The following is a 15,582-nucleotide window of genomic DNA, read 5'->3' on the forward strand; positions in this document are numbered from 1 at the left end:
GGTTTTTTATTTTTGGAAGCACGCAAATGGCTACGATTCATGTAGACGGCAAAGAATACGAGGTCAACGGGGCGGACAACCTGCTAGAGGCTTGTCTCTCTCTTGGTCTTGATATTCCCTACTTTTGCTGGCACCCGGCGCTAGGGAGCGTCGGTGCTTGCCGCCAGTGTGCGGTGAAGCAATATCAGAACGCGGAAGACACGCGTGGTCGCCTGGTGATGTCCTGTATGACTCCGGCATCCGACGGCACCTTTATTTCTATCGACGACAGCGAAGCGAAGCAGTTCCGCGAAAGCGTGGTGGAGTGGTTGATGACTAACCACCCGCACGACTGCCCGGTCTGCGAAGAGGGCGGCAACTGCCACCTGCAGGATATGACGGTGATGACCGGTCATAGCTTCCGCCGCTATCGTTTCACCAAGCGTACCCACCGCAATCAGGATCTGGGGCCGTTTATTTCGCACGAAATGAACCGCTGCATCGCCTGCTACCGCTGCGTGCGCTACTACAAAGATTATGCCGACGGCACCGATCTGGGCGTCTATGGCGCGCACGACAACGTCTACTTCGGCCGCCCGGAAGATGGCACCCTGGAGAGCGAGTTCTCCGGCAACCTGGTGGAAGTCTGCCCAACCGGCGTCTTCACCGACAAAACCCACTCCGAGCGCTATAACCGTAAGTGGGACATGCAGTTTGCGCCGAGCATCTGCCAGCAGTGTTCCATCGGCTGTAACATCAGCCCGGGCGAACGCTATGGCGAGTTGCGTCGTATCGAAAACCGCTATAACGGTACCGTGAACCGCTACTTCCTCTGCGACCGCGGTCGTTTCGGCTATGGCTACGTGAACCTGAAAGACCGTCCGCGTCAGCCGGTGCAGCGCCGCGGCGACGATCTGATCACCCTTAACGCCGAGCAGGCGATGCAGGGGGCGGCGGATATCCTGCGCCAGTCGAAGAAAGTGATCGGCATCGGCTCCCCGCGCGCCAGCATTGAAAGCAACTTCGCGCTGCGCGAGCTGGTGGGCGCCGACAACTTCTATACCGGCATCGCCAAAGGCGAACAAGCGCGCCTGCAGATGATGCTGAAAGTGCTGCGCGAGGGCGGGATCCACACGCCAAGCCTGCGCGATATCGAATCCTACGATGCGGTACTGGTGCTGGGCGAAGACATTACCCAGACCGGCGCGCGCGTGGCCCTGGCGGTACGCCAGGCAGTGAAAGGGAAAGCACGCGAAATGGCGGCGGCGCAGAAAGTGGCCGACTGGCAGATCGCCGCGATCCTCAACATCGGCCAGCGCGCCAAGCACCCGCTATTCGTCACCAACGTCGATGACACCCGCCTGGATGACATCGCGGCGTGGACCTACCGCGCGCCGGTAGAAGATCAGGCGCGTCTCGGCTTTGCTATTGCCCATGCGCTGGACGACAGCGCGCCGGCGGTTGACGGCCTGAGCCAGGACCTGCAGGGTAAAGTCGACGTTATCGTTCAGGCGCTGGCCGGGGCGAAAAAACCGCTGATCATCTCCGGGACCAACGCCGGCAGCATGGAGATCATCCAGGCCGCCGCTAACGTGGCGAAAGCTCTGAAAGGCCGCGGCGCCGATGTCGGGGTGACCATGGTCGCCCGGGCGGTTAACAGCGTCGGACTGGGCATGATCGGCGGCGGCTCGCTTGAAGAGGCGCTGGACGAACTGGAAAGCGGCGCCGCAGACGCGGTTATCGTGCTGGAAAACGACCTTCACCGTCATGCTTCCGCCGCGCGCGTTGACGCTGCGCTGGCGAAAGCGCCGCTGGTGATGGTGGTGGATCATCAGCGCACCGCGATTATGGACAAAGCGCACCTGGTGCTCTCCGCGGCAAGCTTTGCGGAAAGCGACGGTACCGTGGTGAACAACGAAGGTCGCGCCCAGCGTTTCTTCCAGGTTTACGATCCGGCTTACTACGACGCGAAAACCGTAATGCTGGAAAGCTGGCGCTGGCTGCATTCGCTGCACAGCACCGTCAACAACCGTCAGGTTGACTGGACTCAGCTGGACCACGTCATTGATGCGGCGATTGCCGCGCTGCCGCAGCTGGCGGGCATTAAAGACGCCGCGCCGGATGCGACCTTCCGCATTCGCGGCCAGAAGCTGGCGCGTGAACCGCACCGCTACAGCGGCCGCACGGCGATGCGCGCTAACATCAGCGTGCACGAGCCGCGTCAGCCGCAGGATAAAGACACGATGTTCGCCTTCTCCATGGAAGGGAACAACCAGCCGTCCGCCCCGCGTTCGCAGATCCCGTTCGCCTGGGCGCCGGGCTGGAACTCCCCGCAGGCATGGAACAAGTTCCAGGATGAGGTGGGCGGGAAACTGCGCCACGGCGATCCGGGCGTTCGTCTGTTTGAAGCGTCCGCCAGCGGACTGGAGTACTTCACGGCGGTGCCGGCCAGCTTCCAGGCGGAAGAGGGCAAATGGCGAATTGCGCCGTACTACCATCTGTTCGGCAGCGATGAGCTGTCTCAGCGCGCGCCGGTGTTCCAGAGCCGGATGCCTGAGCCGTACATCAAGCTGAACCCGGCGGATGCCGCGAAGCTTGGCGTCAACCCAGGCGCAATGCTCTCCTTTAGCGTGGAAGGCCAGACCCTGCGTCTGCCGCTGGTTATCTCTGAAGGCCTGACCGCGGGACAGGTTGGCTTACCGATGGGCATGCCGGGCATTGCGCCGGTGCTGACCGGATCGCGTATTGATTCACTGCAGGAGGCGAAAGCATGAGCTGGTTAACGCCGGATCTTATCGACATTCTGTTAAGCATCCTGAAGGCCGTGGTCATTCTGCTGGTGGTTGTCACCTGCGGCGCGTTCATGAGCTTCGGCGAGCGTCGTCTGCTCGGCTTGTTCCAGAACCGCTACGGACCTAACCGCGTCGGCTGGGGCGGTTCGCTGCAGCTGGTCGCCGACATGATCAAGATGTTCTTTAAAGAGGACTGGATCCCGCGCTTCTCCGATCGCGTGATCTTTACTCTGGCGCCGGTTATCGCCTTTACCTCGCTGCTGCTGGCCTTCGCTATCGTGCCGGTTAGCCCGACGTGGGTGGTGGCCGACCTGAACATCGGCATCCTCTTCTTCCTGATGATGGCAGGCCTGGCGGTCTACGCGGTGCTGTTCGCCGGTTGGTCGAGCAATAACAAATACTCGCTGCTGGGGGCGATGCGTGCTTCCGCGCAGACCCTGAGCTACGAGGTATTTCTCGGTCTCTCCCTGATGGGCGTGGTGGCGCAGGCGGGGTCATTCAATATGACCGATATCGTCAACAACCAGGCGCATCTGTGGAACGTTATCCCGCAGTTCTTCGGCTTCGTGACTTTCGCCATCGCCGGCGTGGCGGTGTGTCACCGTCACCCGTTCGACCAGCCGGAAGCGGAGCAGGAACTGGCCGATGGTTACCACATTGAATATTCCGGCATGAAATTCGGTCTGTTCTTCGTCGGGGAATACATCGGTATCGTCACCGTTTCAGCGCTGATCGTCACGCTGTTCTTCGGCGGCTGGAATGGCCCGTGGTTACCTCCTTTCATCTGGTTCGCGCTGAAAACCGCGTTCTTCATGATGATGTTCATTTTGATCCGCGCATCATTACCGCGTCCGCGCTATGACCAGGTAATGTCCTTTGGCTGGAAGGTATGCCTGCCGTTAACGCTGGTCAACTTGTTGGTAACGGCGGCTGTCATTCTCTGGCAGGCGCAATAAGGGGTGAATTGAACATGACCTTAAAAGAATTATTGGTGGGGTTCGGCACCCAGGTCCGTAGTATCTGGATGATTGGCCTGCATGCCTTCGCCAAACGTGAAACCCGGATGTATCCGGAAGAGCCGGTCTACCTGCCGCCGCGCTATCGCGGCCGCATCGTGCTGACCCGCGATCCGGACGGTGCAGAGCGCTGCGTCGCCTGTAACCTGTGTGCGGTAGCCTGCCCGGTGGGCTGTATCTCGCTGCAGAAAGCAGAGACGGTAGACGGCCGCTGGTATCCGGAGTTCTTCCGCATCAACTTCTCACGCTGCATCTTCTGCGGCCTGTGCGAAGAAGCGTGCCCGACCACGGCGATCCAGTTGACCCCGGACTTCGAGCTGGGTGAATACAAGCGTCAGGATCTGGTGTACGAAAAAGAGGATCTGCTGATTTCCGGTCCGGGCAAATACCCGGAATATAACTTCTACCGGATGGCGGGTATGGCAATCGACGGCAAAGATAAGGGCGAAGCGGAAAATGAAGCTAAGCCAATCGACGTCAAGAGCCTGTTACCGTAAGGAGAGGGGCAATGGAATTCGCTTTTTATATCTGTGGCCTGATAGCCATCCTCGCAACCTTGCGGGTCGTCACCCACACCAATCCGGTGCATGCGCTGCTGTACCTGATTATTTCGCTGCTGGCGATTGCCGGGGTGTTCTTCTCGCTGGGCGCGTACTTCGCCGGAGCGCTGGAAATCATCGTCTACGCCGGGGCCATTATGGTGCTGTTCGTCTTCGTGGTGATGATGCTCAACCTGGGCGGCACCGAGATCGAACAGGAGCGCAAGTGGCTGCAGCCGGGGATCTGGATTGGCCCGGCCATCCTCTCCGCGGTGCTGCTGGTGGTTATCGTTTACGCCATCCTGGGCATTAACGACCAGGGTATCGACGGTGCGGCGATTAACGCCAAAGAAGTGGGCATTGCGCTGTTTGGGCCGTACGTCCTGGCGGTGGAGCTGGCCTCCATGCTGCTGCTGGCGGGCCTGGTGGTTGCCTTCCACATTGGCCGCGAAGAGCGCGCCGGCGAGGTGCTGAGCAACCGTCTGAACGACAGCGACAAACGAAAAACGGAGGAACACGCATGATCCCCTTAACACATGGACTGATCCTCGCGGCCATCCTGTTTGTGCTTGGTCTGACGGGGCTGGTGATCCGCCGCAATCTGCTGTTTATGTTGATTAGCCTGGAAATCATGATTAACGCCGCCGCGCTGGCCTTTGTGGTGGCGGGTAGCTACTGGGGTCAGGCAGATGGTCAGATAATGTATATCCTCGCCATCAGCCTCGCGGCTGCGGAAGCGAGTATCGGCCTGGCGCTGCTGCTGCAGCTCCATCGTCGCCGCCAGAACCTGAACATCGATTCAGTAAGTGAGTTGCGTGGATGAACATGCTTGCCTTAACCATTCTTTTGCCATTGATTGGCTTTGTGCTGCTGGCCTTCTCCCGCGGGCGCTGGTCGGAAAATCTTTCCGCCACCGTTGGCATGGGCTCGGTAGGCCTGGCGGCGCTGGTCACCGCGTACGTTGGCGTCGACTTTTTCGCTAACGGCAAACAGGCGGTCAGCGTGCCGCTGTGGACCTGGATGTCGGTCGGTGATTTCAACATCGGCTTCAACCTGGTGTTGGACGGCCTGTCGCTGACCATGCTCTCCGTAGTTACCGGCGTCGGCTTCCTGATCCACATGTTCGCCTCCTGGTACATGCGCGGTGAAGAGGGATATTCCCGCTTCTTCGCCTATACCAACCTGTTTATCGCCAGCATGGTGGTTCTGGTACTGGCCGATAACCTGCTGCTGATGTACCTCGGTTGGGAAGGCGTGGGCCTCTGTTCTTACCTGCTGATCGGTTTCTACTACACCGATCCGAAGAACGGCGCCGCAGCGATGAAAGCGTTTGTGGTGACCCGCGTCGGCGACGTGTTCCTCGCCTTCGCGCTGTTCATTCTTTATAACGAACTGGGCACCCTGAACTTCCGCGAAATGGTGGAGCTGGCGCCGCAGCACTTCGCTAACGGCAGCACCACGCTGCAGTGGGCGACGCTGATGCTGCTTGGCGGCGCGGTCGGTAAATCCGCCCAGCTGCCGCTGCAAACGTGGCTTGCCGATGCGATGGCGGGTCCGACGCCGGTCTCTGCGCTGATCCATGCTGCGACCATGGTCACCGCGGGCGTCTATCTGATCGCCCGTACCCACGGCCTGTTCCTGATGACGCCGGAAGTGCTGCATCTGGTCGGTATCGTCGGGGCGGTCACCCTGGTGTTGGCGGGCTTCGCCGCGCTGGTGCAGACCGATATCAAACGCGTTCTCGCCTACTCTACCATGAGCCAGATTGGCTACATGTTCCTCGCGCTGGGCGTGCAGGCATGGGACGCGGCGATTTTCCACCTGATGACTCACGCGTTCTTTAAAGCGCTGCTGTTCCTGTCGTCTGGTTCGGTCATTCTGGCCTGCCATCACGAACAGAACATCTTCAAGATGGGCGGCCTGCGCAAATCGATTCCGCTGGTATACGTCTGCTTCCTGGTGGGGGGCGCGGCGCTGTCCGCACTGCCGCTTATCACCGCAGGCTTCTTCAGTAAGGATGAGATTCTGGCAGGCGCGATGGCCAATGGCCATATCAATCTGATGGTGGCAGGCCTGGTCGGCGCCTTTATGACCTCGCTGTACACCTTCCGGATGATTTTCATCGTATTCCACGGTAAAGAGCAAATTCACGCGCACGCAGGGAAGGGGATTACCCATCATCTGCCGCTGATTGTGCTGCTGGTACTATCCACCTTCGTTGGCGCGCTGATTGTGCCGCCGCTGGAAGGCGTACTGCCGCAGACCACTGAGCTCGCCCACGGTAGCGTGATGACGCTGGAGATTGCCTCCGGGATCATCGCCATTGCCGGGATTCTGATCGCTGCATGGCTGTGGCTGGGCAAACGCACGCTGGTGACCTCCATCGCCAACAGTGCGCCTGGCCGCTTCTTCGGTACCTGGTGGTTCCATGCCTGGGGCTTCGACTGGTTATACGACAAGGTGTTCGTAAAACCATTCCTCGGTATTGCCTGGCTGCTGAAACGCGATCCGCTGAACTCGTTGATGAATATCCCGGCGATCCTTTCCCGCTTCGCAGGCAAAGGCCTGCTGGTGAGCGAGAACGGTTATCTGCGCTGGTATGTGGCTTCAATGAGCATCGGCGCGGTGGTGGTGCTGGCGCTGCTGATGGTATTGCGTTGATTTGATCGCGCGGTTTTGCCCGGTGGCGCTTCGCTTACCGGGCCTACGAGACCGTAGGTCGGGTAAGCGAAGCGCCACCCGACACAACAAACCGCACTCAAACGTGAATGTAGTCGAATTCGTTGAAAATCGGTCCTGAACGGGACTTTAACAAGGAATAAAAATCGCCATGTTACTACCCTGGCTAATATTAATTCCCTTTATCGGCGGCTTCCTGTGCTGGCAGACCGAACGCTTTGGCGTGAAAGTGCCGCGCTGGATCGCGCTGATTACCATGGGACTGACGCTGGTGCTTGGCCTGCAGCTGTGGATGCAGGGCGGCTATTCTCTGACGCAATCCGCGGGTATTCCGCAATGGCAGTCGGAATTCGTGCTGCCGTGGATCCCACGCTTCGGCATTAGCATCCATCTGGCGATCGACGGCCTGTCGCTGCTGATGGTGGTGCTGACCGGTCTCCTCGGCGTGCTGGCGGTGCTCTGTTCGTGGCGTGAAATCGAAAAATACCAGGGCTTCTTCCACCTCAACCTGATGTGGATCCTGGGCGGCGTTATCGGCGTGTTCCTCGCCATCGACATGTTCCTGTTCTTCTTCTTCTGGGAAATGATGTTGGTGCCGATGTACTTCCTGATCGCGCTGTGGGGCCACAAAGCCTCGGACGGTAAAACGCGTATCACAGCGGCCACCAAGTTCTTCATCTATACCCAGGCGAGCGGTCTGGTGATGCTGATTGCCATTCTGGCGCTGGCCTTCGTCCACTTCAACGCCACCGGCGTGTGGACCTTCAACTATGAAGATCTGCTGAAAACCCCGATGTCTCACGGCGTGGAATACCTGCTGATGCTCGGCTTCTTCATCGCCTTCGCGGTGAAAATGCCGGTGGTGCCGCTGCACGGCTGGCTGCCGGACGCTCACTCCCAGGCGCCGACCGCCGGCTCTGTCGACCTCGCGGGGATCCTGCTGAAAACCGCCGCCTACGGCCTGCTGCGCTTTGCGCTGCCGCTGTTCCCGAATGCCTCCGCCGAGTTTGCGCCCATCGCCATGTGGCTGGGCGTGATCGGTATCTTCTACGGCGCGTGGATGGCCTTCGCCCAGACCGATATTAAACGCCTGATCGCCTACACCTCCGTGTCCCACATGGGCTTCGTGCTGATTGCTATCTACACCGGCAGCCAGCTGGCCTATCAGGGAGCGGTGATCCAGATGATTGCTCACGGTCTGTCCGCGGCGGGTCTGTTTATTCTCTGCGGCCAGCTGTACGAACGTCTGCACACCCGCGATATGCGCCAAATGGGCGGTCTGTGGAGCAAAATTAAATGGCTGCCGGCGATGTCGATGTTCTTCGCGGTCGCCACTCTGGGGATGCCGGGCACCGGTAACTTCGTCGGCGAATTTATGATCCTGTTCGGCAGCTATAAAGTGGTGCCGACGATCACCGTCATCTCCACCTTTGGTCTGGTATTCGCGTCCGTTTACTCGCTGTCGATGTTACATCGCGCTTACTTCGGTAAAGCGAAGAGCGAAGTGGCGGCGAAAGAGTTGCCGGGGATGTCCCTGCGTGAACTGTCTATCATCCTGCTGCTGGTGGTGCTGCTGGTGCTGTTGGGCTTCTTCCCGCAGCCGATCCTCGACACCTCGCATGCTGCGATGAGCAACATTCAGCAGTGGTTTGTTAATTCTGTTTCTACTACAAGGCCGTAATTCGCCATGACAATAACTCCACAACAACTGATCGCACTGCTACCGCTGCTGATCGTCGGCTTGACGGTGGTGGTTGTGATGCTCTCCATTGCGTGGCGACGCAATCATTTTCTCAATGCCACGCTGTCGGTTCTTGGACTTAACGCCGCGCTGGTCTCGCTCTGGTTCGTCGGCCAGAACGGGGCGATGGACGTCACGCCGCTGATCCGCGTTGACGGCTACGCCATGCTTTACACCGGTCTGGTGCTGCTGGCGAGCCTCGCGACCTGTACTTTCGCCTACCCGTGGCTTGAGGGTTACAAGGACAACAAAGAAGAGTTCTACCTGCTGGTGCTGATCGCCGCCCTGGGCGGCATTCTGCTGGCCGGCGCGAATCATCTGGCGGCGCTGTTCCTCGGTATTGAGCTGATTTCGCTGCCGCTGTTCGGCCTGGTTGGTTACGCCTTCCGCCAGAAGCGTTCGCTGGAAGCGAGCATCAAATACACCATCCTCTCCGCGGCAGCTTCGTCCTTCCTGCTGTTCGGTATGGCGCTGGTGTATGCGAACTCCGGCAACCTGTCCTTCCTCGCGCTGGGCAAAAGCCTGGCGGACAACATGCTGCACGAGCCGCTGCTGCTGGCGGGTCTTGGCCTGATGATTGTCGGTCTTGGCTTTAAACTGTCGCTGGTGCCGTTCCACCTGTGGACGCCGGACGTTTACCAGGGGGCGCCTGCGCCGGTCTCCACCTTCCTGGCGACCGCCAGCAAGATCGCTATCTTCGGCGTAGTGATGCGTCTGTTCCTGTACATGCCGGTGGGCAACAGCGAAGCGGTACGCGTGGTGCTGGGCCTGATCGCCTTCGCCTCTATCATCTTCGGTAACCTGATGGCGCTGAGCCAGACCAACATTAAGCGCCTGCTCGGTTACTCTTCCATCTCCCATCTCGGCTATCTGCTGGTGGCGCTGATTGCCCTGCAGAGCGGTGAAATGTCGATGGAAGCCGTGGGCGTTTACCTGGCCGGTTACCTGTTCAGCAGCCTCGGCGCGTTCGGCGTGGTCAGCCTGATGTCCAGCCCGTACCGCGGCCCGGATGCTGACTCGCTGTTCTCCTACCGCGGCCTGTTCTGGCACCGTCCGATCCTGTCGGCTGTGATGACGGTGATGATGCTCTCCCTGGCCGGCATCCCGATGACCCTCGGCTTTATCGGTAAGTTCTACGTGCTGGCCGTCGGTGTGCATGCGCATCTGTGGTGGCTGGTTGCCGCGGTGGTTGTCGGCTCGGCGATCGGTCTCTACTACTACCTGCGCGTGGCAGTGAGCCTGTACCTGAGCGCGCCGGAGCAGCTGAATCGCGATGCGCCGTCAAACTGGCAGTACAGCGCCGGCGGTATCGTGGTGCTGATCTCCGCGCTGCTGGTGCTGGTGCTCGGTATCTGGCCGCAGCCGCTGATTAGCATCGTGCAGCTGGCGACGCCGCTGATGTAAGTTGATTGACTCAATAAAAAACCGCCGGGATGGCGGTTTTTTTATGCCCGGATTTTACGCCATCTTGTAGACCATAAAGTCTTCCGCCAGCAGCGTGTTAGGGAAAATCTCCCGGCATTCCGCCAGCATACGCAGACAGCCTTCGGCATCGTAGCGCGAGCTAAAGTGGGTGGCGATCAGCGTATCGACCCCCGCTTCTTTGGCAAGCGCCGCGGTCTGCTGACTGGAAGAGTGGCCGCGGCTATTGGCTTTCTCCGCCATCGCCTGCTCAAGGGTGGTTTCGTGGACCATTACATCCGCCCCGCGAGCCATCTCCAGCGCCTGCGGGCAGGGGGCGGTATCGCCGAAGATGGCCAGCGTTTTACCCGGGGTCGCAGGTCCCAGATAGCGGCTGCCGTCGATGACCCGGCCATCTGCCAGCTCGACGCGCTGTCCGCGCTTGAGTTGATGGAACAGCGGCCCGGGAGGCACGCCATCGGCAATCAGCTGGGCGGCGTCGAGGGTGCCGGGCTTGTCATGCTGCGCAATGCGATACCCATAGCACTCCACCGGATGGCTGAGCGGATACGCGGTGACCCGATAGCCCTCTTCGTCGAACACCAGACCAGGGCCGACTTCGATGATGGTGAGCGGATAGTCGGTCCACGAACCGCTCAGGCGCAGCGCGGTCTCAACAAACTCTTTGAGTCCTTTTGGCCCGTAGAGGGTGAGGGGCAGAGAGTTTCCCTGCATCGAGCGGCTGCACAGCAGACCGGGCAGGCCGAACAGGTGGTCGCCGTGCAGATGGGTAATAAAAATCTTATTCAGTTTGCCGGGATGGTAGGGCGTGTGAAGAAACTGATGCTGGGTCCCTTCGCCGCAGTCAAACAACCACATTTCAGCGCGGGTCGGCTGTTGCAAATTCAGTATTATCGACGTCATATTACGCGTGCGGGTCGGCACCCCGGCGGATGTCCCCAAAAAAGTTAATTCCATCGTCCAGTGTCCTCAGGGCGAGTCGCAAAGTATCAGTATATCAATAAGGAGCAGCAGATGATGACCTGGCAGGATCTCCACCATAGTGAACTCACCGTTCCCCAGCTGTATGCGCTGCTGAAATTGCGCAGTGAAGTCTTTGTCGTAGAGCAGCAGTGCGTCTATCAGGATGTCGACGGCGATGATTTGGTTGGTGAAAATCGCCATCTGCTCGGCTGGCGCGATGGCGAACTGGTGGCCTACGCGCGGATCCTCAAAAGCGAAGAGGAGTTTGCGCCGGTGGTGATTGGCCGGGTCATCGTCAGCCCCGCCGCCCGCGGTGCGAAGCTCGGCTATCAGCTGATGGAGCAGGCGCTGGCCAGCTGTCAGCAGCACTGGCCGCAAAAGGCGATTTACCTCGGGGCGCAGGCGCACCTGCAATCCTTTTACGCCCACTTTGGTTTTACGCCGGTGACCGAGGTCTATGATGAGGATGGCATCCCCCATATTGGCATGGCGCGAGAAAAGCGCGCTGTCTGACTCCTCTGCACCCTCGTCCAGACGCTGCTCTGACCCGGCGAGCGGGTAAGATAAAACCCGCTCCCTCATCATGGGTACTGCTATTCCGCCGTCGAACCCCTTATAATGTGGGGTTTTACTACCGTGGAGGTTTGCGTGCTGTCTGTTTCCACTGCGCTGGCCCGTTTGCAAGACGGCCTGGGCGAGTCTTTTCCAGACTCGCCCGGCACGCGAATTATCGATGTTGCCTTTCCGCTGAATGATGCCTTCGATCCGCTACTATGGTGCGGCCAGCAGGCGCAATGGCCGCAGTTTTACTGGCAGCAGCGCAATGGCGATGAGGAACTGGCGACGCTGGGGGCGGTAAAAACCTTTACCTCGCTCGACGCGGCGAACCGCTTTTTACGCCAGGCCGGCCGGCAGGATCTGCGTATCTGCGGCCTGAATGCGTTTGAACCGCAGCAGGGCAGCCTGGCGCTGCCGCGTCTGGAGTGGCGCCGGTGCGGCGGCAGGGCCGTGCTGCGGCTGGTGCTGCATAGTGATATCTCCCTGCGTGAGGATGCCGCGACGGCCCGCGCGTTTCTCGCCAGCCTGACAACCACTCAGGCGACTCCCGGCGCCATACCGCCGTTGCTGAGCGAGCGCCACTCATCCGACTATCCTCAATGGCAGGCAATGATTGCGCGGGCGACTAAGGCGATCAGCGCCGGTGAAATGGATAAAGTAGTGCTGGCGCGGGCAACCGACCTGCAGTTTGCCGCCCCGCTGGACGCCGTGAGCATCATGGCGGCTAGCCGGCGCAGCAATCTTAACTGTTTTCATTTCCTGATGGCGTTCAATGCCCGGCAGGCATTTTTCGGCTCCACGCCGGAACGGCTGTGGCGCCGGCGCGGCGCGCTGCTGCGCACCGAAGCGCTGGCGGGGACCGTCGCGAACCATCAGGAAGACGCGAAGGCGCAGCAACTGGCCGACTGGTTGATGAAAGACGACAAAAACCAGCGGGAAAACATGCTGGTGGTAGAGGATATCTGCCAGCGCCTGCAGAGTGAGACCTCGACGCTGGACGTCCTGCCGCCGCAGGTGGTGAGGCTGCGTAAGGTGCAGCATCTCCGACGCTGCATCTGGACCGAGCTGGCGGCGCCTGACGACAGCCGCTGTCTGCTGCAGCTGCAGCCCACCGCCGCGGTGGCCGGCCTGCCGCGCCGGGCGGCGCTGGCGTTCATTCAGCGTCATGAACCGTTTTCCCGCGAATGGTACGCCGGGTCCGCCGGGTATCTGTCACTGGCGCAAAGCGAGTTTTGCGTGGCGCTGCGTTCGGCGAAAGTGAACCACGACACCCTGCGGCTGTATGCCGGGGCGGGGATCGTCAGCGGCTCTGATGCACAGCAGGAGTGGCAGGAGATTGACAACAAAGCGGCCGGGCTGCGCTCGCTGCTGTGTCCATAAAGCTTGAATGACGATGCATATCAAAACGACGTCACTTTGCCTTATCTATACTTAGCATCAATATTTGATACCGGACAATTTCATGTCAGTAAGCGCATTTAACCGACGCTGGGCGGCGGTGATCCTGGAAGCTTTAACGCGCCATGGCGTGCAGCATATCTGCATCGCGCCGGGCTCGCGCTCGACACCCTTAACCCTGGCGGCGGCGGAAAACCGCGCCTTTATCCATCATACCCATTTCGACGAACGCGGCCTCGGCCACCTGGCGCTCGGACTGGCGAAGGCCAGCCGGTACCCGGTGGCGGTGATAGTCACCTCCGGGACCGCCACCGCGAACCTCTATCCGGCGCTGATTGAGGCGGGCCTCACCGGCGAAAAGCTGATCCTGTTGACTGCCGACCGTCCACCGGAGCTGATCGACTGCGGCGCGAACCAGGCGATCCGCCAGCCCGGAATGTTTGCCTCCCATCCTGCGCAGACGATTTCTTTGCCGCGTCCCTCGCAGGATATTCCTGCCCGCTGGCTGGTCTCAACCATCGACCAGGCGCTGGGGGCGCTGCACGCCGGCGGGGTGCATATCAACTGTCCGTTCGCCGAACCGCTGTATGGCGATATGGATGAGACCGGCGTGGAGTGGCAGCAGCAGCTCGGCAACTGGTGGCAGAGCGATAAACCCTGGCTGCGTCAGGCGCTGCAGTTAGAGAGCGAGAAGCAGCGCGACTGGTTCTTCTGGCGGCAAAAACGCGGCGTCGTCGTGGCGGGGAGAATGAGCGCCGCGGAAGGGAAAAAAGTGGCTGAGTGGGCGCAAACTCTCGGCTGGCCGCTGATCGGCGATGTCCTGTCGCAGACCGGGCAGCCGCTGCCGTGCGCCGACCTGTGGCTGGGCAACGGTAAAGCGGTCACCGAACTGGCGCAGGCGCAGATCGTGGTGCAGCTCGGCAGCAGCCTGACCGGTAAACGCGTGCTCCAGTGGCAGGCGACCTGCGAGCCGGATGAATACTGGCTGGTGGATAATCTGCCAGGCCGCCTCGACCCGGCGCAGCACCGCGGCCGCCGTCTGCTCGCCAGCGTTGAGTGCTGGCTTGAGCTGCATCCGGCGGAAAAACGTCAGCCGTGGGCGACGGTGATCCCACAGCTTGCCGGGCAGGCGTGGCAGGCGGCGGTTGCCAGCAATGAGCCTTTTGGCGAAGCGCAGCTGGCGCAGCGTATTCGGCGCTATCTGCCGGAGCAGGGGCAACTGTTTGTCGGTAACAGTCTGGTGGTGCGCCTGATCGACGCCCTGGCGCAGCTACCGGCCGGGTATCCGGTCTACAGCAACCGCGGCGCCAGCGGTATCGATGGCCTGATCGCCACTGCGGCCGGCGTGCAGCGCGCCAGCGCCCGACCGACGCTGGCCATCGTTGGCGATCTCTCCGCGCTCTACGATCTCAACTCGCTGGCCCTGCTGCGCCAGGCGTCGGCGCCGCTGGTGCTGATCGTGGTGAATAACAACGGCGGGCAGATTTTTTCTATGCTGCCGACGCCGCAGGACGAACGCCGTCAGTTCTATTTAATGCCGCAGGACGTGGATTTCAGCCACGCGGCGGCGATGTTCGGCCTGGCCTATCATCGCCCTGATGACTGGCCGTCGCTGGATGAGGCGCTGGCCGGCGCCTGGCACAGGGCGGGGGCGACGGTGATTGAGCTGGCGGTCAATGAGACCGACGGCGCGCAGACCCTCCAGCAGCTGCTGGCGCAGGTAAGTCGCCTGTGATCCTCAGCGCTGCTGTCGACAACGGCCAGCCGGGCTATCCCTGGCTGGTGTTTCTGCACGGTTTTTCCGGCGACCGCAACGAGTGGCGGAAAGTGGGCGACGCCTTTCCCGCCTGGCCGCGGCTGTACCTCGATCTGCCGGGGCACGGCGGCTCCGCGGATATCGCGGTGCAGGACTTTGCCGGGGTCAATACTCTGCTGCAGTCTACGCTTAATAGTTACAACATACATAAGTATTGGCTGATCGGCTACTCGCTGGGCGGCCGGGTGGCAATGAACTTCGCCAGCCAGCCGCGCGCAGGCATGCGCGGGCTGATCGTTGAAGGCGGCCATCCGGGCCTGCAGGATGTAGAGGCGCGGCAGGTGCGGCGCAGCAATGACAGCGCCTGGGCGGAACGTTTTCGCCGCGAGCCGCTTGAGCAGGTCTTTGCCGACTGGTATCAGCAGCCGGTCTTCGCTTCGCTGAATGCCGCGCAGCGTGAGTCATTGGTCGCCTTACGCAGCCGGAACAACGGCGCGACGCTGGCGGCGATGCTGCAGGCAACCTCCCTTGCCGCGCAGGCCGATCTGCGCGCGTCTCTGCAGGCGCGCGATTTTCCTTTTCACTACCTGTGCGGCGAGCGCGACGCGAAGTTTCGCGCCATCGCGCAGACGCTCGCGGCGGATCTCCATCTTATTCACCATGCCGGACACAACGCGCACCGGGACAACCCGGCGGCGGTGATTGCCTGTCTGGCGCAGATTCTGGCAAGTTAACTGAA

The 15,582-nt window shown here is 60.7% G+C and carries 13 protein-coding genes; 12 read left to right on the top strand and 1 reads right to left on the bottom strand.

The genetic code is table 11. The features are described from left to right. Positions 1-26: 26 nt before the first annotated feature. The 8 genes from nuoG to nuoN all read left to right on the top strand — a co-directional run bounded on the left by nuoG (position 27) and on the right by nuoN (position 10,150). Positions 27-2,753, top strand: coding sequence for an NADH-quinone oxidoreductase subunit NuoG (gene nuoG / locus DR88_RS05730; protein WP_004149179.1), 2,727 nt, complete (start codon positions 27-29; stop codon positions 2,751-2,753). After that, complete coding sequence (gene nuoH / locus DR88_RS05725) at positions 2,750-3,727, top strand: NADH-quinone oxidoreductase subunit NuoH (protein ID WP_002913156.1); 978 nt, start codon at positions 2,750-2,752, stop codon at positions 3,725-3,727. The genes nuoG and nuoH overlap by 4 nt, the downstream gene beginning before the upstream one ends. A 14-nt stretch (positions 3,728-3,741) precedes the next feature. Continuing rightward, on the top strand, positions 3,742-4,284 hold the full coding sequence (gene nuoI / locus DR88_RS05720) for an NADH-quinone oxidoreductase subunit NuoI (protein ID WP_002913152.1): 543 nt from the start codon (positions 3,742-3,744) through the stop codon (positions 4,282-4,284). 11 nt (positions 4,285-4,295) lie between these two features. Beyond that, entirely contained in the window at positions 4,296-4,850 is a 555-nt protein-coding gene (gene nuoJ, locus DR88_RS05715) for an NADH-quinone oxidoreductase subunit J (protein ID WP_002913150.1), read from the top strand. After that, positions 4,847-5,149 (top strand): NADH-quinone oxidoreductase subunit NuoK, encoded by a 303-nt coding sequence (gene nuoK, locus DR88_RS05710; RefSeq protein ID WP_002913148.1) that lies wholly within the window; start codon positions 4,847-4,849, stop codon positions 5,147-5,149. Before nuoJ ends, nuoK begins: the two co-directional genes overlap by 4 nt. Then, positions 5,146-6,987 carry an NADH-quinone oxidoreductase subunit L gene (gene nuoL / locus DR88_RS05705; RefSeq protein ID WP_004140895.1) on the top strand — a complete coding sequence of 614 codons (1,842 nt, stop codon included), beginning with the start codon at positions 5,146-5,148 and terminating at the stop codon, positions 6,985-6,987. The genes nuoK and nuoL overlap by 4 nt, the downstream gene beginning before the upstream one ends. 169 nt (positions 6,988-7,156) lie before the next feature. Next, positions 7,157-8,686, top strand: a complete 1,530-nt coding sequence (nuoM, locus tag DR88_RS05700; protein ID WP_002913146.1) for an NADH-quinone oxidoreductase subunit M — start codon at positions 7,157-7,159, stop codon at positions 8,684-8,686. 6 nt (positions 8,687-8,692) lie between these two features. Then, a complete protein-coding gene (nuoN, locus tag DR88_RS05695; RefSeq protein WP_004151107.1) occupies positions 8,693-10,150 on the top strand; it encodes an NADH-quinone oxidoreductase subunit NuoN in 1,458 nt (485 codons plus the stop codon). A gap of 54 nt (positions 10,151-10,204) precedes the next feature. On the opposite strand, the gene rnz is transcribed toward nuoN, so the two are convergent. After that, on the bottom strand, positions 10,205-11,125 hold the full coding sequence (gene rnz, locus DR88_RS05690) for a ribonuclease Z (protein WP_025861158.1): 921 nt from the start codon (positions 11,123-11,125) through the stop codon (positions 10,205-10,207). A 57-nt stretch (positions 11,126-11,182) separates the two neighbouring features. Here rnz and DR88_RS05685 point away from each other — a divergent pair, with 57 nt between their 5' ends. The 4 genes from DR88_RS05685 to menH all read left to right on the top strand — a co-directional run bounded on the left by DR88_RS05685 (position 11,183) and on the right by menH (position 15,577). Beyond that, complete coding sequence (locus DR88_RS05685; RefSeq protein WP_004184987.1) at positions 11,183-11,644, top strand: GNAT family N-acetyltransferase; 462 nt, start codon at positions 11,183-11,185, stop codon at positions 11,642-11,644. 135 nt (positions 11,645-11,779) lie between these two features. Next, complete coding sequence (gene menF, locus DR88_RS05680) at positions 11,780-13,069, top strand: isochorismate synthase MenF (protein ID WP_025861160.1); 1,290 nt, start codon at positions 11,780-11,782, stop codon at positions 13,067-13,069. Positions 13,070-13,151: 82 nt separating this feature from the next. Beyond that, positions 13,152-14,822, top strand: a complete 1,671-nt coding sequence (gene menD / locus DR88_RS05675; protein WP_004149167.1) for a 2-succinyl-5-enolpyruvyl-6-hydroxy-3-cyclohexene-1-carboxylic-acid synthase — start codon at positions 13,152-13,154, stop codon at positions 14,820-14,822. Beyond that, positions 14,819-15,577 carry a 2-succinyl-6-hydroxy-2,4-cyclohexadiene-1-carboxylate synthase gene (menH, locus tag DR88_RS05670; RefSeq protein WP_025861161.1) on the top strand — a complete coding sequence of 253 codons (759 nt, stop codon included), beginning with the start codon at positions 14,819-14,821 and terminating at the stop codon, positions 15,575-15,577. The genes menD and menH overlap by 4 nt, the downstream gene beginning before the upstream one ends. Positions 15,578-15,582: the final 5 nt, after the last annotated feature.

Origin of the sequence: Klebsiella pneumoniae (assembly GCF_000742135.1) — a bacterium.
Lineage (GTDB): Bacteria > Pseudomonadota > Gammaproteobacteria > Enterobacterales > Enterobacteriaceae > Klebsiella > Klebsiella pneumoniae.

What these genes read in the sequence shown, in the direction of transcription:
- nuoG (WP_004149179.1), top strand. Translation starts at nt 27, where the DNA reads ATGGCTACGATTCATGTAGACGGCAAAGAATACGAGGTCAACGGGGCG.
- nuoH (WP_002913156.1), top strand. Translation starts at nt 2,750, where the DNA reads ATGAGCTGGTTAACGCCGGATCTTATCGACATTCTGTTAAGCATCCTG.
- nuoI (WP_002913152.1), top strand. Translation starts at nt 3,742, where the DNA reads ATGACCTTAAAAGAATTATTGGTGGGGTTCGGCACCCAGGTCCGTAGT.
- nuoJ (WP_002913150.1), top strand. Translation starts at nt 4,296, where the DNA reads ATGGAATTCGCTTTTTATATCTGTGGCCTGATAGCCATCCTCGCAACC.
- nuoK (WP_002913148.1), top strand. Translation starts at nt 4,847, where the DNA reads ATGATCCCCTTAACACATGGACTGATCCTCGCGGCCATCCTGTTTGTG.
- nuoL (WP_004140895.1), top strand. Translation starts at nt 5,146, where the DNA reads ATGAACATGCTTGCCTTAACCATTCTTTTGCCATTGATTGGCTTTGTG.
- nuoM (WP_002913146.1), top strand. Translation starts at nt 7,157, where the DNA reads ATGTTACTACCCTGGCTAATATTAATTCCCTTTATCGGCGGCTTCCTG.
- nuoN (WP_004151107.1), top strand. Translation starts at nt 8,693, where the DNA reads ATGACAATAACTCCACAACAACTGATCGCACTGCTACCGCTGCTGATC.
- rnz (WP_025861158.1), bottom strand. Translation starts at nt 11,125, where the DNA reads ATGGAATTAACTTTTTTGGGGACATCCGCCGGGGTGCCGACCCGCACG.
- DR88_RS05685 (WP_004184987.1), top strand. Translation starts at nt 11,183, where the DNA reads ATGATGACCTGGCAGGATCTCCACCATAGTGAACTCACCGTTCCCCAG.
- menD (WP_004149167.1), top strand. Translation starts at nt 13,152, where the DNA reads ATGTCAGTAAGCGCATTTAACCGACGCTGGGCGGCGGTGATCCTGGAA.